The sequence below is a fragment of the Fundidesulfovibrio terrae genome, assembly GCF_022808915.1.
Lineage (GTDB): Bacteria > Desulfobacterota > Desulfovibrionia > Desulfovibrionales > Desulfovibrionaceae > Fundidesulfovibrio > Fundidesulfovibrio terrae.
The window spans coordinates 784,822-803,554 of the sequence record NZ_JAKZFS010000002.1 but is presented as its reverse complement, the minus strand read 5'-3'; the positions used below and the strand labels follow the sequence as shown (position 1 = coordinate 803,554).

At 66.4% G+C, this 18,733-nt stretch carries 20 protein-coding genes; 12 read left to right on the top strand and 8 right to left on the bottom strand.

The features are described 5' to 3' along the window. Positions 1-11: 11 nt before the first annotated feature. Positions 12-389: a glycine cleavage system protein GcvH gene (gene gcvH, locus ML540_RS10750; RefSeq protein WP_243360817.1), complete on the bottom strand. Its 378-nt coding sequence runs from the start codon at positions 387-389 to the stop codon at positions 12-14. Positions 390-543: 154 nt separating this feature from the next. Here gcvH and ML540_RS10745 point away from each other — a divergent pair, with 154 nt between their 5' ends. From ML540_RS10745 to folE2, 4 genes are all read left to right on the top strand, one after another. Beyond that, the gene (locus tag ML540_RS10745; protein ID WP_243360814.1) at positions 544-1,263 is read left to right on the top strand and encodes a class I SAM-dependent methyltransferase; all 720 of its coding nucleotides are present in this window, start codon (positions 544-546) and stop codon (positions 1,261-1,263) included. A gap of 37 nt (positions 1,264-1,300) precedes the next feature. Further along, positions 1,301-1,720 carry a nickel-responsive transcriptional regulator NikR gene (gene nikR, locus ML540_RS10740; protein WP_243360811.1) on the top strand — a complete coding sequence of 140 codons (420 nt, stop codon included), beginning with the start codon at positions 1,301-1,303 and terminating at the stop codon, positions 1,718-1,720. A 4-nt stretch (positions 1,721-1,724) separates the two neighbouring features. After that, the gene (locus ML540_RS10735; protein ID WP_243360807.1) at positions 1,725-2,489 is read left to right on the top strand and encodes a 4Fe-4S binding protein; all 765 of its coding nucleotides are present in this window, start codon (positions 1,725-1,727) and stop codon (positions 2,487-2,489) included. A gap of 63 nt (positions 2,490-2,552) precedes the next feature. After that, the gene (folE2, locus tag ML540_RS10730; RefSeq protein WP_243360805.1) at positions 2,553-3,326 is read left to right on the top strand and encodes a GTP cyclohydrolase FolE2; all 774 of its coding nucleotides are present in this window, start codon (positions 2,553-2,555) and stop codon (positions 3,324-3,326) included. Here folE2 and ML540_RS10725 read toward each other — a convergent pair. Then, entirely contained in the window at positions 3,323-3,880 is a 558-nt protein-coding gene (locus ML540_RS10725) for a hypothetical protein (protein WP_243360802.1), read from the bottom strand. The two genes, folE2 and ML540_RS10725, sit on opposite strands and share 4 nt — an antisense overlap. 51 nt (positions 3,881-3,931) lie before the next feature. Here ML540_RS10725 and ML540_RS10720 point away from each other — a divergent pair, with 51 nt between their 5' ends. From ML540_RS10720 to ML540_RS10685, 8 genes are all read left to right on the top strand, one after another. Next, positions 3,932-4,483, top strand: a complete 552-nt coding sequence (locus ML540_RS10720) for a nucleoside deaminase (protein WP_243360799.1) — start codon at positions 3,932-3,934, stop codon at positions 4,481-4,483. A gap of 83 nt (positions 4,484-4,566) precedes the next feature. Next, positions 4,567-5,340 carry a DODA-type extradiol aromatic ring-opening family dioxygenase gene (locus ML540_RS10715; RefSeq protein WP_243360796.1) on the top strand — a complete coding sequence of 258 codons (774 nt, stop codon included), beginning with the start codon at positions 4,567-4,569 and terminating at the stop codon, positions 5,338-5,340. A 74-nt stretch (positions 5,341-5,414) separates the two neighbouring features. After that, entirely contained in the window at positions 5,415-5,810 is a 396-nt protein-coding gene (locus ML540_RS10710; RefSeq protein WP_243360795.1) for a hypothetical protein, read from the top strand. 215 nt (positions 5,811-6,025) lie between these two features. After that, entirely contained in the window at positions 6,026-7,045 is a 1,020-nt protein-coding gene (locus tag ML540_RS10705) for a sigma-54 interaction domain-containing protein (protein WP_243360792.1), read from the top strand. 49 nt (positions 7,046-7,094) lie between these two features. After that, complete coding sequence (locus ML540_RS10700) at positions 7,095-10,364, top strand: tetratricopeptide repeat protein (protein ID WP_243360790.1); 3,270 nt, start codon at positions 7,095-7,097, stop codon at positions 10,362-10,364. Positions 10,365-10,455: 91 nt separating this feature from the next. Next, positions 10,456-11,265, top strand: coding sequence for an AmmeMemoRadiSam system protein B (gene amrB / locus ML540_RS10695; RefSeq protein ID WP_243360788.1), 810 nt, complete (start codon positions 10,456-10,458; stop codon positions 11,263-11,265). A gap of 130 nt (positions 11,266-11,395) precedes the next feature. Then, positions 11,396-12,070 (top strand): TVP38/TMEM64 family protein, encoded by a 675-nt coding sequence (locus ML540_RS10690; RefSeq protein ID WP_243360785.1) that lies wholly within the window; start codon positions 11,396-11,398, stop codon positions 12,068-12,070. Between the two features lie 62 nt (positions 12,071-12,132). Further along, positions 12,133-12,762, top strand: a complete 630-nt coding sequence (locus tag ML540_RS10685) for a hypothetical protein (RefSeq protein ID WP_243360783.1) — start codon at positions 12,133-12,135, stop codon at positions 12,760-12,762. 37 nt (positions 12,763-12,799) lie between these two features. Here the strand turns inward: ML540_RS10685 and ML540_RS10680 are convergent, their stop codons facing one another. From ML540_RS10680 to ML540_RS10655, 6 genes are all read right to left on the bottom strand, one after another. Then, positions 12,800-13,546 carry an SDR family NAD(P)-dependent oxidoreductase gene (locus ML540_RS10680; protein WP_243360781.1) on the bottom strand — a complete coding sequence of 249 codons (747 nt, stop codon included), beginning with the start codon at positions 13,544-13,546 and terminating at the stop codon, positions 12,800-12,802. A 63-nt stretch (positions 13,547-13,609) separates the two neighbouring features. Continuing rightward, on the bottom strand, positions 13,610-13,759 hold the full coding sequence (locus tag ML540_RS10675; RefSeq protein ID WP_243360779.1) for a hypothetical protein: 150 nt from the start codon (positions 13,757-13,759) through the stop codon (positions 13,610-13,612). A gap of 150 nt (positions 13,760-13,909) precedes the next feature. After that, a complete protein-coding gene (locus tag ML540_RS10670; RefSeq protein WP_243360777.1) occupies positions 13,910-14,854 on the bottom strand; it encodes a tetratricopeptide repeat protein in 945 nt (314 codons plus the stop codon). A 118-nt stretch (positions 14,855-14,972) separates the two neighbouring features. Continuing rightward, entirely contained in the window at positions 14,973-15,803 is an 831-nt protein-coding gene (gene mutM / locus ML540_RS10665; RefSeq protein ID WP_243360775.1) for a bifunctional DNA-formamidopyrimidine glycosylase/DNA-(apurinic or apyrimidinic site) lyase, read from the bottom strand. Between the two features lie 162 nt (positions 15,804-15,965). Beyond that, positions 15,966-17,189, bottom strand: a complete 1,224-nt coding sequence (locus ML540_RS10660) for a ChaN family lipoprotein (protein ID WP_243360773.1) — start codon at positions 17,187-17,189, stop codon at positions 15,966-15,968. A 43-nt stretch (positions 17,190-17,232) separates the two neighbouring features. Then, positions 17,233-18,498, bottom strand: coding sequence for a phenylacetate--CoA ligase family protein (locus ML540_RS10655; protein WP_243360771.1), 1,266 nt, complete (start codon positions 18,496-18,498; stop codon positions 17,233-17,235). Positions 18,499-18,733: the final 235 nt, after the last annotated feature.

The following is an 18,733-nucleotide window of genomic DNA, read 5'->3' as shown; positions in this document are numbered from 1 at the left end:
ATTCTCCTCGCCTAGTGGCAGGACACGGCGGTTTGTTCGTAGGCGCTCGCGTCCAGCAGGCCCTGGGACTCGGCCGAGAGCTTCACCTTGATCATCCAGCCGCCCTCGAAGGGTTCCTGGTTGACCAGCTCGGGATTGGCCTCAAGCGCGGCGTTGACCTCGACCACCTCGCCGGTGACGGGGCTGTAGAGCTCGCTGGCTGCCTTCACGGACTCGATGGAGCCGAACTCGCTGCCCTGGGTCACCTGGGAGCCCACGGCGGGCAGGTCCACGAAGGTGATGTCGCCCAACTGCTCCTGGGCGAAGCTGGTGATGCCCACGGTGGCGGTGTCGCCCTCGATGCGGGCCCATTCGTGGGAAGGAGTGTACTTGAGGTCGGTGGGGAACATGTATGTCTCCTTGAAAGTATTGAGCTGGGCGTATTTTCCGAAACGCGGGGACTTTACCCCCAGGAGCCGCGCGGGGCAAGGCTTTCCTTGCATCCGCGCTCTTGCGCGCGGGGCCGCTTGCGGGTATCAGGTTCGCCTCCGGAGGACTTGCACCATGCGCACCCTGGCCCCCGCCGACGACCATACGGCGGCCACGACAAAAATGACCATCCCCGACTATACCAAAGGCCCGCGCCAGCAGCTTCGCGTGAGCGAGAACGGCCGCACCTGGCTTTTGAACCGCACGGAAGACCTGGAAAGCATCTGGGAAAACATCAGCCGCGAGGAGTTCGGCGAGGACGAGCGCATGCCCTACTGGGCTGAGCTCTGGCCCGCGAGCCTTCTTCTGTGCCGGTGGCTTGAGCGCAACCGCGGGGCCATCGCCGGGCGGCGCTGCCTGGACGTGGGCTGCGGACTGGGCCTCACGGGCATCGTGGGCAGCTGGCTCGACGCGAAAGTGGTGGGCATGGACCACCAGTGGCCCGCCGTGTTCTTCTCCCGCGAGAACGCGGACTTAAACGGCGTGGCCCAGCCTCTGTGGACCCAGATGGACTGGTGCGCCCCGGCCTTCAAGCCGGGCTCCTTCGACTTCATGTGGGGCGGGGACATCGTGTACGAAACACGGTTCTACCATCCGCTCACGAAATTGTTTAAGGAGTACCTGGCCCCGGGCGGCAGGATATGGCTGGCCGAGCCCCAGCGTAGCGTGTCCCGCCCGGTGTGGGAGCGCCTGGCCGGGGACGGCTTCAGCGTCCGCAAGCTCTTCACCGAGCCCGTGCCCGTGGAGGGCTACCACGTCACGGTGAACCTCTGGGAGATGACCATCCCGGAGTAAGCCCCCGCCGCCCACCGGCGGCAAAGGAAAAGACCCCATGGGCAAGACCATCCGCTTCGGCGTGTCGCTCAATTCGGACCTGCTGGACAAGTTCGACGCCCTCTGCGAGGAGCGCAGCTACCCCAACCGCTCCGAGGCCATCCGCGACCTCATCCGGGGAGTGCTGGTGGAGAAGGAGCAGCAGCTGGGCGACGCCGAGATCGCGGGGGTGCTCACCCTGGTCTACGACCACCACTTCTCCGACCTGTCCCAGCGGCTGGTGGAGATCCAGCACGACGAGCACGACGTGATATTGACCTCCGTGCACGTGCACCTGGACCACCACAACTGCCTGGAAGTGCTCATATTGAAAGGCCCCGGCGAGGCCATCAAGCGCCTCTCGGACAGGCTCATTTCCACCAAGGGCGTGAAGCACGGCAAGCTGACCCTGACCACCACAGGACAGGGGCTCGTCTAGGGCCATGCCCTCCCTGCGCATCACCATGACCCGCCGCCAGAAGTGGCGGCGCGCCCTCGTATTCGCGTCGTTCCTCCTCTTTCCGGTGACGCTCAACTATTTCTCGCCCGTGCTCATCCTCCAGGGGGCGATCAAGGGGGTTGTCACGGCAAGCGCCGTCACCTTCGGGCTGCTCTTTCTCTCGGGGATGGTCTTCGGGCGCGGCTTCTGCGCCTTCGCCTGCCCCGGCTCCGGGCTCCAGGAACCGCTCATGAGCGTGAGCCCGACGCGGATCACCGGCCCGGTGCCCGGCAAGATCAAGTGGGTGATCTTCATCCCCTGGATGACGGCCATCCTGACCTGCTACGCCCTGGCCGGAGCCTCCCTGCGCTTTGCGCCGCTCTTCATGATGCCCACGGGGATTTCCGTCTCCCAGCCCATGCTGTTCATCCCCTACTTCACCGTGCTGGCCCTCATCGTCTGGCTGGCCCTGGCGCTGGGCAAACGCGGCTTCTGCCACGCGGCCTGCTGGATGGCCCCGTTTCTGATCCTGGGGACAAGGGCCGGTGACGCCCTGGGGGTGCGGCGGCTTCGCCTCACGGCCGTCCCTGAGCGGTGCGGCGGCTGCGGCGCCTGCTCCAAACAGTGCTTGATGAGTCTTGCCGTGCAGGATATGGCCGCCTCCGGCCGCACGGACCATCCCGAGTGCATCCTGTGCGGCGAATGCGCCGACGCCTGCCCCCAAAAAGCCCTTGCGCTGGGCTTCGGCAAGGCGAACAAGAAATCCTGAGCGGCGCCGCGTCGAACCGGCGCGCCGCCGCCCGCTCCGGCCCCGCCGGACGAGAGAACACACATGAAAGACGTTCAAGCCTCCCCCTCCGACGTGTCCATCGCCATCAACCGCGTGGGCATCAAGTCGCTTCGCCTGCCGCTCACCGTGAAGGACCGCGAACACGGTCGCCAAAGCACCGTGGCCGAGGTGGACCTGGCCGTGGACCTGCCCGCCCAGTTCAAGGGCACCCACATGTCGCGCTTCGTCGAGGCGTTGGAGAGCTGGAACGGCGAGCTGGACTTTCGCGAGTTCAAGCACCTGGTGGAGGGCGTGCGCGACCGCCTGGACGCCCGGAACGCCCATGTCACGGTGCGCTTCCCCTATTTCCTGCGCCGCCCTTCGCCCGCGAGCGGCGCCGTCTCCACCATGGACTACGCCTGCACCGTGCAGGGCGACCTCACCGGCGAGGGCTTCCGCATGACCATGGGGGTGGAGGTGCCGGTAATGACCGTGTGCCCGTGCTCGCTGGCCATCAGCGCCCAGGGGGCGCACAGCCAGCGCACGGTGATCCGGGCGCGCTGCCGCTCCAAGGGGTTCGTCTGGCTGGAGGAACTCATCGACATGGCCGAGGCGGCGGGCTCGTCGCCGGTGTACGCCCTTCTCAAGCGCGAGGACGAAAAGCACGTCACCGAGGCGGCCTTCGCCAACCCCTGCTTCGTGGAGGACGTGGTGCGGAACGCGGCCAAGGCGTTGGAAGACCATCCGCGCATAACCTGGTACGCCGTGGAGGCCGAGAGTTTCGAGTCCATCCACAACCACTGCGCCTTCGCCGGCATCGAGCGGGAGAAAAGCTAGCGCAGCCTCACGCTTCCCATCATGTTGAAGAACGCGTTGCGGTTGGCGTCGAAAAGCTCGTGGGCGGCCTTGTCGTCGTCGCCGATGGCGTATGCCATCACCTGCACCAGCCTCCCCCTGAGCGGAATGAAGAGGTGGTTCACGAACTGCACCCGCACCCTGCTCCCCGCCTGCAGCCGCCGGGCGTACAGGGTGTCGTAGCCGAAGGACCCGCCCGCCCCGCCCCGCGAGCAGGTGGGACGTATTCCCTTGAGGGCCTCGGCGATGTATTGTTTCACGTTCTCGCAGGACACGAAGGTGTTCTGGGTGAAGAGTATCTCGGGGCGCGGCGGGCTCACGCAGATCAGGAAGCGCAGATCCGGCCCGTTGGTCGCCTCCACCGCGAACAGGCACCCCTCCTCGGTCTTTTCCGCCACGTCCCAGCCGCGCGAGGGGTAGAACCGCACTCCCGCCTCGGCGTTTTCATACACCCTGGGTTGAGGCGGCTCCTGGGAGCATCCGGCGGAAATCCAGGCCACGAAAGCCAGCAGGAAGAGGACCGAGCGCCTGTGCATGGGCCACGATAGCCCGACAGCTCCCGCCCCGGCAACATCAAGGAGTCGAACATGGATATTTGCGTCACCCTGCCCGGCTGGATCGACGAGATCACCACGCCCGGCGCGGTTTTCGCCACGGACGAAGACAAGATGGAGATCGCGGTGGCCCTGGCCGCCGAGAACGTCAGGCGCGGAGGAGGCCCCTTCGGCGCGGTGATTTGCAACCGCGCCACGGGCAGGCTGGTGGCCGGCGGGTGCAACCTGGTGGTGCCCTCGGGACTGAGCCTGTTCCATGCCGAGGTCACGGCCATCGCGGCGGCGCAGCGGCGCGTGGGCGGCTACAGCCTGAACGTGGACGGCGGGCACGAGATCTTCACCTCCAGCGAACCCTGCGCCATGTGCCTGGGCGCAATCTTCTGGTCCGGGGCCAGGCGCATCGTGTACGGCGCTTCCTGCGACGCCGCCCGGGCCATAGGCTTCGACGAGGGTCCCGTGTTCCCCGAAACATGGGCCTACCTGAGGAATGCGGGCATCGAGGTGACGGGCGGGGTGCTGGCCGCCAAGAGCCAGGCGGTCCTCACGGCCTACAAAGAGGGCGGCGGCGAGATCTACAACCCCTGACCGGAGGCTCGGGGACTTGCCCGCGCGCCAAGATGGCCTATACTGGCCCTGCGCGCCTCCCGCGCGCCGCCAGGAGGCCCCGCATGCCCACGCCCTTTCCCTCCCTGTTCGTGTCCCACGGCGCGCCCACGCTGGTGATCGACCCGTGCCCCACCCATGATTTCCTGAAATCGCTGGGATCACGCCTGGGCAGACCCCGGGGAGTGGTCTGCGCCACCGCCCACTGGACCGCGCCCGCGCCCGTGCTTTCGGCCACGGCGCATCCCGAAACCATTCATGACTTCTGGGGCTTCCCCGACGAGTTGTACCGCATGCGCTACGAGGCTCCCGGCGACGCCGCGCTGGCCGGACGCGCGCGGGAACTCCTGGCCGAGGCCGGGATCGGGGCCGGGATCGACGCCGAGCGAGGCCTGGACCACGGCACCTGGGTGCCGCTCAAACTCATGTACCCGGATGCGGAGGTGCCCGTGGCGCAGCTTTCGGTGCAGCCCCGCCTGGGGCCGGAGCACCATCTGGCCATGGGACGGGCCCTGGCTCCCCTGCGCGACGAGGGCGTGCTGGTCATGGGCAGCGGCAGCCTGACCCACAACCTGCGGGACCTGCGCACGCCTGGCACGCCACCCGTGCCCTACGCCGTGGACTTCGCCCGCTGGGCCGTGGACATGGTGGAGTCCGGACGCGAGGCCGACCTGACGGCCTACCCGGAGAAAGGGCCGGCCGGGGCGCGCAACCATCCCACGTCCGAGCATTTCCTGCCTCTGCTCGTGGCCATGGGCGCGGGCGAACGCCGCGGACGGATCGTGCACGACGACATGATGTACGGCGTGCTCTCCATGGGGGCCTTTCTCTGGGACTGACCCGTCGCCGGAGGGGCCGCGGCGTTGACAGCAGGGCCTTAAGTGCGCACTGTTGAAGGAAGGAGATGGCCGCCATGATGCTCATCGGCACGCTCGACCGCGTGGACCTGAACATGCAGTCCCTTGGGGCCTACGGCACGACGCTGAACAACGCGCCCATGGAGTTGCGCGTGGTTGACGGCACCGCACAACCCGCCGGGAGCGCGGCCGAGGCCGGGCCCTTCAGGGTGCAGGCCGTGACCGAGCACTCCCACGCCGTCTCCCAGACCCTGCCCGAGGCGGACCCCTCCATCGGTTTCGACCATAAGGTGTACGACCGGGCCTGGAACTACGCCAAGACCGGCGACGATCCCATCATCGCAGCCGAGATGTCCGGCTACGCCGCCTACGACCGCCAGTTCGCAAGCAACGCCAGGAACGTGCACCACGTGGAGCAGGTCACGGGGGCCATCCTCAGCCTGTACGCGTAGGCTGCTTCGGGCCGCTTCGGCCCGCCTGTTCCCTTCACGAAAGGCCCCAGCCGTGCGGGCCTCCCCGGTCGGCTTGCCGCGCGAACGCCGGCGTCGGTTTTCCAACAATTTCCGCCTCCGCGCCCCGGCAGACCGCCTTTTTCAGCATCCCCACTTGACTTTGCGTCATTTCGTTGACACTTTCGTCCCATGGTCGTGCATCGAGCGGAGGCGTAATGGATCTGAACACCGTGGGCATCATCGGGAAAAGCCCGGCACTGACAAGCGTCTTCACAGTCCTTTCCAAGGTGGCCCCCACGGATTCCACCGTCCTGGTCACGGGCGAGTCCGGCACGGGCAAGGAACTCCTGGTGCGCGCCCTGCACGCCAACAGCCGCCGCCACTCAAAGCCCTTCGTCCCCGTGAACTGCGGAGCCATCCCCAAGGAACTGCTCGAGTCGGAACTCTTCGGACACGAGAAAGGCGCCTTCACCCACGCCATCCGCAACCGGGCCGGCCGCTTCGAGCTGGCCGACGGCGGCACCATCTTCCTGGACGAGATCGGCGAGATGGACCTGTCGCTGCAGGTGAAGATCCTGCGCGTGCTTCAGGAGAAGGAATTCGAGCGCGTGGGCGGCACCCGCACCCTCAAGGTGGACGTGCGCATCGTGGCCGCCACCAACCGCGACCTGGAGGTCGAGGTGGCTGCAGGACGCTTCCGCGAGGACCTGTTCTACCGCCTCAACGTCATCCCCCTGCACCTGCCCCCCCTGCGCGAGCGCGGGGACGACATCCTGCTTCTGAGCGAATCCTTCCTGGAACGCTTCTGCTCCCAAAAGGAGCGCAAAACCCTGGGCATCCCGCAGGAATCCAGGGAGATGTTTCTGCGCTACGGCTGGCCCGGCAACGTCCGCGAGCTGGAAAACCTCATGGAGCGCCTGTCCATCCTCTGCGACCACGACGTCATCCACCCCGAGGACCTGCCCAGGAAGATATGGGAAGGCGTAGGGCAGGCCCCGCCCCTTCCGGAGACGGCCGCCGCCGTCCGTCCGGCCGGTTTCGTCTGGCCCGCCGTGTCGGACCTGAAGGACCGCTCCATGGGGCTCAAGGAGTTCCTGGACGAAATCGAGGAGCGCCTGCTCACCGAGGCCCTGGGCATGGCCGACGGCGTGAAGAACCAGGCCGCCGAGATTCTCGGCATCAAGCGCACCACGCTTATCGAAAAGCTCAAGAAAAAGAACATGCTCGGCTCGTAAGGCTCGGTCCGTGCAGCCTAGCACGTTTCTTGCTCCGCATGCCGCCGTGATGGCGCGCCCACCGGCCAAGACCGCTTGGCTCCTCTGTCTGTGCATCCTGTTTGGGTTTCTGGCCGAGGCCAGGGCTCAGACCTACTCTTTGTCCACGGATTCCTCCGCCGATGTTTTGACTGTCACTTTTCCCAAGAACGCCCCCAAACCCGTGGTCCTGCGCACCGGGGCCAAGCGGGTGGAAGTGCTTTTCCCGGCGGGGACCAAGCTCAAGGGCATGTCCGGCTCGGGCGTGAGGGGCCGCCACGTCTCAGGACTGGCCGTGGCCGACAACGTGCTGGTGGTGGAGATGGAGTCGGACGCCTTCGGCTTCATCGCCTCGCCCAAGGGCGACAAGGCCGTCACGCTCCAGGTGTTCTACGACCCGGCCGGGAGCCGCTGGAAGCCGCCCACGCAAGAGGGCTCGAAGCCGCCGGAAACCCCGCAAAAGGACGCGTCCGCCCAGCCTCCCGCCACCGGGGACGCGGGGAAACAGGCTCAGCCCCCAGCGCAGGAAGCGCTGCCCCAGAGCGAGAGCCCCCAGCAGGGACCGCCTCAACAGGGTCCCGTGGTCACCGGTAAGATCAACTTTCCGGGCCAGACGCCCGAGGAGCGGCCCCAGGCCGCAGCCGCGCGGCCGCAGACTCCGGTCGCCCAGCCGCAGCTGCCTGCGGCGCCCCAGGCCGCGCCCCAGCAGCTTTCCCCGGTGCAACCGCCAAAGCCCCAGCAGCAGGCGGCGTCCGGACAGACGCCGGCCGCGCCGCCCCAGGCCCCCCAGGCCGAACAGGCTTCCCAGCCGGTTCAACCGGCCGTTCCCGCTCCGTCGCCCGGCCAGGGCGTCACGGGCAAGATCGCCTTTCCCGGCGCGCAGCCCCAGGCATCCGCCACCGCCCCGGCCCAACAGGCCCAGCAATCCCAGCCTATTCCCCAGCCGGCTCCGACGGCCAAGCCCGAGACTCCGGGCCAAGCTCCCGAACAGCCGGCAGCCCAGGCTCAAGGCCAGGCGGCCCCCCAGCCACCCAAGCAGCCCCAGGGCGAAGTGCGCGGCTCCATCAATCTCCAGCAGCCCGCCCCGGCACCGGCACCGGCGCCGGAAGCTCCGGCGGTGGCCGCAGCGCCCCAGGCCCAGCCTCCCACCGCCACGGGACAGATCGCCCAGCCCCAGGCCCCCGAGGCGGCCAAGGGCCAGGCCGACGCCGCGCAGCCCCTCAAGGCGGACGAAGCGGCCGTGACCGCCATCACCCCCAAGCCTGAGCCGCCCGCCGCGCCTCCCGCCCCCCCCAAGGATGAGGGCAAGGAAAAAGGGGAATCCATCGAGGACAGCACCTACCTGGTCAGCGGCCAGCAGGCCCTGGCCCGCGACGACTACGACAAGGCCCTGAACGTGGCCAACAGCCTGCTCGAAAAGCCCGAGCTGTCCAAGAACCTGCGGGAGGATGCCCTCTACCTCAAGGCCGAGGCCACTTTCGCCGTCAACAAGAACAAGATGCCCGAGACCTTCCTGGAGACCAACGACATCCTCCAGCAGGCGCTCAACTTCAACACGACGTCCTTCAAGGTGCCCAGGGCGCTCATCAAGCTCGGCTACATCAACCTGCGCCAGGGCAACCTCCCCGAGGCCAGGGCCTATTTCAACCTGATGCGCAACAAATACCCCCTGGATGAGGAAGTGCCCCTCATCGACGTGTATTGGGGCGACTACTACCTCGACCAGGCCAAGATCCGCGACGCCAAGGCCAACCACGAACGCGCGGCCCAGTCCTTCCGGGACGTGCTCCAGAAGTATCCCGAGAGCCGTTTCGCCCGCGACGCGGCCCTTGGCCTGTCCAAGGCCCTGCTGGAACTCCAGCAGTACAACGACGCCAGCAAGATCGTGGAATACGTGGACAAACGCTGGCCGCGCTACTACGTGGAGAACCCCACCATCCGCCGCGTGGCCGCCGACATCGCCTACAAGCTGGGGGAATACGAGAAGGCCCGGGACGACTATCTGTGGTTCTACAACCTGTTGCCGGGCGACGCCTCGAACGACCTGGTGCTGGCCAGGCTCGGCGACGTGAGCGCCAAGCTCGGCAACCTGCAGGCGGCGCGCGAATACTACGACATGGCCATCCGCCTGTATCCCGGCCGGGAGGGCGCGCTCATGGCCATGATGCGCCTGGCCGAGCAGGGCATCAACGACGCCCCCACCCTCCAGGAGATGTTCAAGGCCTTCGCCGACCCCAAGGACATCAGGCCCGACAAGATCTACGAGATCATCACCAACGAATATCCCAAGAGCGCCCTGGCCCCGCTGGCCCTGCTCAAGCTCTCCATGTGGCGGCTCTACAAGCAGGAGTACCCCGAGACCCTGGACCTGGTGAAACGCTTCACCACGAGCTATCCCGGCGACGCCCTGGAATCCCAGGCCGTGGATGTGGGCGCGCAGGCGTTCGGCAAGATGATCGGGACCCTCCTGGAAGAGATGAACTACAAACGCATCCTGGAGCTGTGGCGCAACTACCCCTTCCTGGCCGGGCGCGTGGACACCCTGCCGGACCGCGAACGCCTGGGCGTGGCCCTGGCGCTCTACTACCAGGGCGCGCCCAAGGAAGCCCTGGCCATGTGCGAGCCCTACCTGGACAAGCCGCCCACCCCCGACGCCCAGAAGGCCCTGGCGCTCATCCTCACCATTTATAGGGAGAACCAGGACTGGCAGGCCATTCTGGAAACGCTGCGCAAGGCGGCCTCCTGGAAGCTCGGAGACAACCCCCGCCGCGCCTTGGAGTTCGCCCAGGCCATGGCCCTGGAGCATACCGGCGACAAGGCCCGCTCCCGCCTCCTCTGGGCGCGGCTGGCCGCCGATCCGCAGCTGGACCCTGCCAAGCGCGCCTACGCCGTCTACTACCAGGCCCGCACCGCGCTTGAGCGCAGAGACTACGGCCAGGCCTTGGTCTGGGCCCAGGACTCGCGCGCGCTTTTCAAGGAAGAAGCCAAGGACGAGGGCATGGCCCGAGACGCCTTGCTTCTCATGATCGAGGCCAACCAGGCCGCCGGAAGCTACCGCGAGGCCCTGGCCCTGTGCGCCGAGTACGCCGGGGAAGCGCCCGAAAAGAGCGCCGAGTGGGGGGCCAACCGCCTGCGCATGGCCAAATTGAACCGCATGCTCGGCGACCTGGACACCTGGCGCAAGATTCTCGTGGAACTGCGCGACAACCAGGGCGACACCCTCTACGGCAAGCTGGCCGCCTCGGAACTGGCCGGCAAGGGCATCGAGGACAGGGCCGGGCGCATCTCCGGTCCGCCCTGATCCGGCTTTGCTTGACGCTTGCCAGGAAGGGCCTGCCGGATTACATTCCGGCCATGCCTGGAAATCCGCCTCACCCCCGGAGGTCGACGCCATGAACCGCCAACCCGTCGTCGCGGGTCAATTCTATCCGGCAAGCGCACCGGTCTTGGAACGGGAAGTCCGGGGATACCTGGCCGCAGCGCCGGAGAAACGCCCCGAGCGCACCATCCTGGCCATGGCCCCCCACGCGGGCTACGTCTATTCCGGAGCCGTGGCCGGGGCCACCCTGGGCATGGCGAGCCTCGCCGACACGCTGGTGCTGCTCGGCCCCAACCACACAGGCATGGGCGCGTCCCTGGCGGTCTGGGACCGGGGCGCATGGCTCACCCCCCTGTGCGCCATGCCCGTGGACGAACCCCTGGCCGACGCCCTCACCGGAGCCGATCCGCGCCTCGCCTCAGATACCGCCGCCCACATCCAGGAGCATTCCCTGGAGGTGATGGTGCCGTTTCTGTGCGCCATCAAGGACTCCTTCACGGGCGTCCCCGTCTGCGTGTCCGAGCACCGGCTCTCGGAACTTGCCGGCGTTGCCAAGAACATGGCTCGGGTGATCAAATCCTGGCCCAAGCCGGTCTCACTGCTGGTGAGCTCCGACATGAGCCACTACGTCAGTCACGAGCGGGCCAAGGAGATGGACTCCCTGGCCGTGCGGGCCATCCTGGGCCTGGACCCTGTGGGGCTGCACTCCGTGGTGCGCGAGATGGGCATCAGCATGTGCGGCGTGCTGCCCATGACGCTCGGGCTCATGATCGCCCTGGAACTGGGCGCAACGAAAGCGGAGCTGGCCGCCTACGCCACGTCCGGGGACGTTTCGGGCGATTACGGCCGGGTTGTGGGCTACGCCGGAATCCTGGTGAGCTGACCGACTGATACGGGCGGCTGCCCGGACGCGCGACACGCAACCGTCACCCCGTGCGGATAAGCTAGTCGCGCGCCCTCCAGGCCCCCGGCCCGGGACGGACCGAAGAGCAACACGCGCGCATGGACGTTTCATGATCAAAAAAATGGCCTGGATTCTGGCCCTGCTTTCGTTCGCCGTCTTCCTCGCAGAATGGGCGTCCCACGCGGAAACGATTCTGGCCTGGGCCAGGTATTGGGCGCTCTATTACAAGGGATTCGTCCAGGCCTATCCGATGCCGTGCTGGCTGGCGCTCTTGGCGGCGGGATCACTGGCCATCACCAGCCCCATCCCCCTGGCCGCCCTGGTCAAACTGCTGGCAGGCTACTTCTTTGGCGTCCAGGCCGGGTTCGTCCTGAACGTGTGCGTCTCGGTGCTGGGAGGATTCGCCGGCTTCGCGGCCTCGCGCTACCTGTTCTACAAGCCTCTCTACGCCCGCTTCAGCCACCAGCTGGCCCGGGCCAACCTGGAGATCGCCCGCCACGGTTTCTGGTATGTGCTCTCGGCCAGGCTCTTCCTGGCCACGCCCTTCTTCCTGGTGAACGTGCTGGCCGGGCTCTCCTGCATCCGCAAGCGCAAATTCCTCCTGGGCACGTTCCTTGGCGTACTGCCGAGCTCCATGATCTACGCCGTGTCCGGCAGCCATCTCGAAGCCATCCGGGAAATCGCCGACCTGGCAAACCCCAGGCTGGCCGCCGTGCTGGCCGCCGTGGGCGCGGCCGCGGTGATCCCGGCTCTTCTCGGGCGCAAAAAAAAGAAGCGTTCCTAGATTTTTTCCTCCTGCGATGCTATGGGGCAGGTAAGCCCTAACCCACATTCCGGGAGGTATCCATGCGTCTCATCCTCAGGGGATTCGCCGCCCTCTTCGTGCTCTTTCTCGTGTCCAACCTGGCCCAGGCCCAGTTCGGCATCATCCAGCAGGGCATCGACGCCACCACGGGCAAGAAAAGCGGCACCGGCAACGTGGCCGACGAAAAGACCGGCGGCAAGGGATACGCAGCCCCCCAGACCTTCACCAACGCCGAACACGGGTTCAGCTATACCGTCCCGGCCGGTTGGAGGCTCCAGGGCGGAGACCCATCAGGGAACGACCCGGTGTTCATGAAGCCCGGCACCACCATGAGCTTCCAGTTCCACTTCACCGCCATGACCCCGGATTTCCCGGCAGGAGCCTCGGTGGCCGCCTCCCTCAAGCAGTCCCAGCAGGAAATAAAGACGGGTAAATACAGCGAGGCCAAACGGCGCGACGACGGAGACTACAAGAAGAAGTGCGGCGTCATCGGTTGGGAAGTCACGGAAACGCCGTCCGGCGGAGGCGGCTCCCACCAACGCATCATCTGGCAATGCTACAACGGCCGGAACTTCTATTTCAATTTCATGGTCGCCGCCCATCCGGACCAGTTCGAAGCAGCGAAAACGGAGTTGCGCACGGCACTCGATTCGATCAAGTTCTGCCGGTAGAATGAGCGGCGACGCCCCGTCCTTCCCGGAAGGACGATCACTCGTCGCGTACGTCGAAAGTCTTGCCGGAGAGTCCGGACCAGTCGCGCATGAGGATGCGGATGAGTCCCATGGCCGAGACTTCGGGCATGATGAGCGTGCCGCGTTCCAGCCACGGCTTGAACAGTCCCTTGAGCGCCCCGGCCCCGCCGCCGACGGCGTTCCGGGTCTGTTCCTGCATGCGGGTGTCCACCAGTCCGGGGCGATAGATGAAGGAGGTCAGCCAGGGCTCCTCGGCGGCCAGCTGCCTGCACAGGTGCTCCTCGGCGGCCTTGGCGGCGCAGTACAGGGCGATGCCCGGCTGGACCACCGACGCGGCGGCCGAGCCCAGGAACACCGCCAATCCCACGCCGGACTTCCTGAGTTCCGGCACGCACACCCGAGTGAGCTGCCAGGCGGCCTTGACGTTGGAGGCGAAGATCTCGTCGAAACCGCCCGTGTCCATCTCCCAGAGAAGCGGCCCGGGGTTGAGCACCCCGGCACAGTGCACGAAGCCCAGAAATCCGCCCAGCGACCTGGCCGCCTCGATCAGGTCCTTGGCGGTGGCGGCCTTTGAGGCGTCCCCCGCCACGGCCACGGCCTTGGCACCCACCATGTCGCACGCCTGCCAGGCGTCGTCGAGGGATTCGGGGCCGCGGGCGTTGAGCACGAGCTTCGCGCCGAGCACGGCCAGGGCCTCGGCCAGGGCCCGGCCCACGCCCATGGACGCTCCGGTGATGATCAGGGTCTTGTCTTTGAGCAGCATCGATGCCCCCCTTGAAGAGTCACCCTAACGCAAGCGACCCGGGAAAGCATGACGAAATACGGGTCAGCCGCCGCGCTTCTTCTCGCGCTTCTTGGCTTCCTCGAAATTGAGACGCAGCATGCTGCGCTTCTTTTCGCGGGTCTGAAACGTCAGCCGCGCCCCCAGATAGAAGCAGACCGCGATGACTATTCCCCAGAAAATGTAGGCGTTCACTCTTGAGTCCCATCCCCATGCCGCCCGATCCGGCCTTGGCTGTATGGTCTTTTCGCCGGGCGCGGTCAAGCGACGCTTCCGAAGACTTCCAAAAGAAAAGGGCGCGGGATAGAGCCCGCGCCCGATTCCAACATCCGGAACCTTGCCGGGTTATTCGCAAATCCCGCTTTTGCGGGCGTTTTCGCTCATCTCGCAATCACCCTTTTCGCAGGCGGACTTGAAGTCCGCGCACATCTTGGCGGGCTGGTTGATCTTCAGATAGGCCGAGCCTCGTCCCTTGTAGACTTCGGCGTCGGTGGCCCCCATCTGGATGGCCTTGTCGTAATCCTGGATGGCCTTGGTGTAGTTGCCGAGCTTGTAGAAGGTGTGCCCGCGCATGACCACGGCCAGGGGGTCCTGGGTGTTTAAGGACACGGCCTTGTTGTAGTCGTCCAGGGCTCGGTCGAGCTGGTTGAGCATGAAGTTGGCATGCCCGCGCCCGGCGTAGAAGCTGGCGTTCTTGGAGTCCAGCTTGATGGCCTGGTTGAACAGGTCCAGAGCCTGGTTGTAGTTGTTCTGGCGGCCCAGCTCCATGCCCTTCTCGTAGACGTCCTGGGCAAGGCCGCCGGACTGCTCCCGCAGGGGGGCCGAGGCGACGACGGTGCCGGCGGCGCCCTGAGCTGCGGCGGGCTTTTCCGCGTCCGTCTTGTGCAGAACCTCTTCGGCCTTGCGTTCGGCCTCGGCGTTGGACTGCACCACGGCCGGATGCTTCTTGTGCTTCTTGTCCTTCTTGGAGTCCTTCTTGGACTTGCCGGACTTGGAGGAGCCGCCCGAATCACGTCCCTTGGAGGACTTGGAGGAATCCTTTCCGGTGGAGGACTTGGATTGCTCCTTGCCGGATTTGGCGTCCTTGCCGGGCTTGGAATCCTTGGATTTCCCGGAGGAGCCGGACTTGGAGGACTTGTCCTCTGACTTGCTCCCCTTAGATCCAGTTTTTTCTTTTGATTTAGGGCCCTTCTGTTCTTTTTTGGCGGGTTCCGCCAGAACGGAGGGGACGTTCAGACATACCGGAAGGGACGTTACGACAACAAATAAAAGTAAGTATATTCGGCGCATTATGTGATCCGCTGTTCCTATACAGGCAGTGGGGGCACGGGGCCGTGCGAGAGCGGACAGTAGCCCCTTCGCAGTGGTGGGGCAAGGGGCGCAGCAGCCCCGAATCATGAAGAATAATTCATGAACCAAAAGACGCCCGCTGGCAGCGTGCGCAGAAGGTGGATGTGCGCCCGGCCACCTTCTGCGACGTGAGGGCCCGTCCGCAGACCGTGCAGGGCTCCCCGGCCCGCCCATAGACGTTGAAGGTCCACTGGAAGGAGCCCTCCACGCCCTCGGCGCTGCGGTAGTCCCGGATGGTGCTGCCGCCGGACTCTATGGCCCGCGAGAGCACGTCGCGCAGGGCCTCGAAAAGCTCGTCCAGCTTGGCCGCGGGAATGCGGTCCGCCTTGGCGTCGGGGCGGATGCCGGCCAGGAACAGGGACTCGTCGGCGTAGATGTTGCCGACGCCCGCGACGGCCTTCTGGTCGAGCAGCACCGCCTTGATGCGCCCTCCCCGTCCGGCCAGGGCCGTGCGGAAACCGGCGGCGTCCAGTTCCAGCGGTTCGGGGCCCAGGCTCGCGTAGAAGTCCCACGACTCGATGGCCCCGGGCGCGAATCCCCGGCAGGAGCCGAAACGGCGCATGTCCGTGAAGTGCAGGGCGCGCCCGTCGTCCAGGGCGACCAGCACCCGCAGGTGCGGTTCGGGGCGTTCTCCCGGGCGGGTGACGAAAAGCCGCCCGGTCATCTTGAGGTGGAAGGCCATGAGTGCGCCCCCCTCCACCTCCACCAGGCAGAGCTTGGCCCGGCGGAACACGCGGGTGATGGCGCGTCCGGAAAACAGATGCTCGAATTCCCCGGGGTCTCCCTGGAAGACGCGCCGGTCCAGCACCGTGAGCCCGGCCACCCGCCGCCCGGTCAGCAGCGGAGCGAGCCCCCGGGCGATGGTCTCCACTTCAGGCAGTTCAGGCATGACGCTCACACTTCACAGGTCACAAACCAGATGGGGATTCCAAAAGGACGACAACTCCGCAGTCCTGCGGAGTTGGACGCTGCACGGCAGCGCCCGCAGAGCGAGGGCCAGGACGGCCCTCGTCAAGTCCCTTTGGCCGCCGGAGGCTTCCTCCCCACAACTTCAGGGAGCCGCCCTGGCCGCCGAGGGCAGGTTCACCGTGATGTCCAGGGTCTCGCCGCCCCGCCTGACACTGAAAACGATGGATCCGGCGTCCAGGGCGCGCAGGGTGGCGTCGTGCAGGTCGGAGAGCTTGCGCAGGGGCGTCCCCCCTGCCGAAACCAGCACGTCTCCGGGCAGGAAACCGGCGGTTTCGGCCCGTGACCCGGCCTCCACGGCCTTCACCACGATGGTCTCGTCGGTGACCTCGAGGCTGATGCCGAGCCTCGGGCGCTTCACCTCGGGACAGTGGAAGAACAGGTCCGCCTCGGCCTTGTCCGGAGCCTCGCCGCCGCGCCAGGGCATGATGAGCAGGCGTTGGCCCTGGGGATCGAACACCCCCAGGCGCATGGCTATGCCCCAGCCGTGCTCCACGTGCCCGGCGCCGGCGATGACGGCCACGGGACGGCGCATGGCCACCCGCGCCTCCACGGCGCGCCGGGCCATGGTGGTGTCCCACAGGGCCTGCACGGTGAGGAAGCTCTTCCAGGCGGCCCTGGCGTCCTTGGGCTGGCCTGCGGGGTGGGACTCGAACACCTCGCGCAGGTACCGTTCCTGCTCGACGGGCACGGGGATGATCTTGGCGGGCAGGCCCAGGCGCTCTTCCATGGTGAGGCCCGTGAGCCCGCTCTTGCCGGCCTTGCGGGCCACGTCGCGGGGGACGTTCAGGGCGAACAGCGGCAGGTCGTATTTGCGCGCGGTCTCGAAAACGGGCCGGTATATCTCGAAGGGATAGCCCCAGGACGTGCTCCACTTGAGGCCGTCCTCCAGGTCGTCCACGCCGATGAGCCCCTTGTTGAAGAGGTCCAGCACGGGCTGCATGTCCAGGCTGACCATCTCCAGGCCCACCACGGGAGGCGCTCCGGCCTCGGCCATGAGGGCCAGGATGCGGGCCTGGGCCAGATGGTCGCAGGCGATGGGGTGCCCTTCGCCGATGAGAACGTACGCGGCCTTGGCGGCCGCATCCCCCAGGCTGGATTCGTCCACGGCCCGGCCGTCCCCGTCCAGGAACTGCCCGGGGGCACGGGGCTGGGCGGCCGCCGGAGCGGGGGATTCGGTCATGTCGGTGTAGCGCTTGCAACCCATGGGCATGACGAGCAAGGCCGCCCAGAGGGCGGCCAGCACGAAGGTTCTCATCATTGCGTTCTCCAGGGACATGCCGCCGACGACGACGCGCGCGGCGGGCACGCGGGTTCCGGGGCGGGGATCCGCCCCGGGAGCGTGCGGGAGCCTAGTCCCACTTGCGCTTGTCCTCGATAGGCCTGATCTGCGCGGGCAGGGTGCCCGGGGCCAGGACCTTGAGTTCTGGGCGCAGCTTGATCTTCTCGCGGAACATGTGCAGCAGTTCGTCCTCGCGCTTGAAGTTGCTGGCCTCGATCAGAAGCGTCATCTCGTCGATGCCGCCGGGGTTGGTGACCTCGATCTGCCAGCGCTTGATCTCCTCGAAACGGGCGATGACCTGCTCCACCTGATGGGGGTAGACGAACATGCCCTTGATGCGGGCGGTGGTGTCCACGCGGCCCACGATGTTGCCCAGGCGCGGCGAGGTGCGCCCGCAGGAGCACGGGGCGCGGTCGATGTAGGAGAGGTCGCCGGTGGCCAGGCGGATGAGGGGATAGGTTTTGTTGAAGGCCGTGACCACGATCTCGCCCACCTCGCCGTCCTTCAAGGGGATGCCGGTGTCGGGGTGGCAGATCTCCACGAAGGCGCGGTTGGCGATGTGCAGGCCGTTCTTCTGGAAGCATTCGTAGCCGATGCAGCCCACGTCGGCGGTGCCGTAGCCCTGGCGCATGATGAGGTCGAACTTCTTCTCCAGGGTGGAGCGCATCTTTTCGGAGAACTTCTCGCCGGTGACGAAGGCCACCTCAAGGAACAGGTCCTTGCGCAGGTTGAGCCCGGACTCCTCGCCCTTCTGGGCCAGGTGCATGAGGTAGCTCGGGGTGCCCACGAAGCCGGTGGCGCGCAGCTTCTGCATCACCTCGAGCTGGGTGGCGGTGTTGCCGGGGCCCGAGGGCATGACGGCGCACCCGAGATTGCGCAGGGGCTCCTCGAACATGAGGCCCGTGGGGGAGAGATGGTAGTTGAAGGTGCACTGCACCACGTCGCCCGAGCGGAAGCCCGTGGCGTAGAAGCCTTCGGTCCAGCCCCAGTAATCGTCCTCGCGGTCCTCGGGATCGAAGATGGGCCCGGGGGAAAGGAACACCCGGCGCAGGTCGCCCAGGTCCTTGGTGAGAAGCCCGCCCAGGCGCGGCCCCATGGACTGAAGGAAGATGAGCTCCTTCTTTTTAAGGATGGGGATATGCTTGAGGTCGGAGAGCTGCTTGAACTTGCCCACCTGGAACTGGGCGCGGTCGAAGCGCTTCTTCACGTCCTCCGAGTAGCGGTAGGCATAGGTGAGCAGGTCCTTGAGCTGAATCTGGTAGTATTGGCGGCGTTCGGATTCATCGAGCACCTCGCGGCGGGAATAAATGCCTTCGGTGCGGTCCTTGCGGGTCATGTATGGGCTCCTTGTACGGACGAGACTGCTTCAGTCTAGCATAAAAAGCAGGTTTTTCTAATATCCGCCCGAAAAAGAATCAAGTCCTTCCGTCCGGATTTTCCCGCCCCCGCGCGCCTGGATGGATCGGCTCCCCACAGGTGTTCCGATCCATACGATCCGGTTTGACCGGACACAAAAAATTGTTTAGCGATTTTCCGCCTCAGGCGGCGCTGCGCCGCCGCAGTTCTTGCGG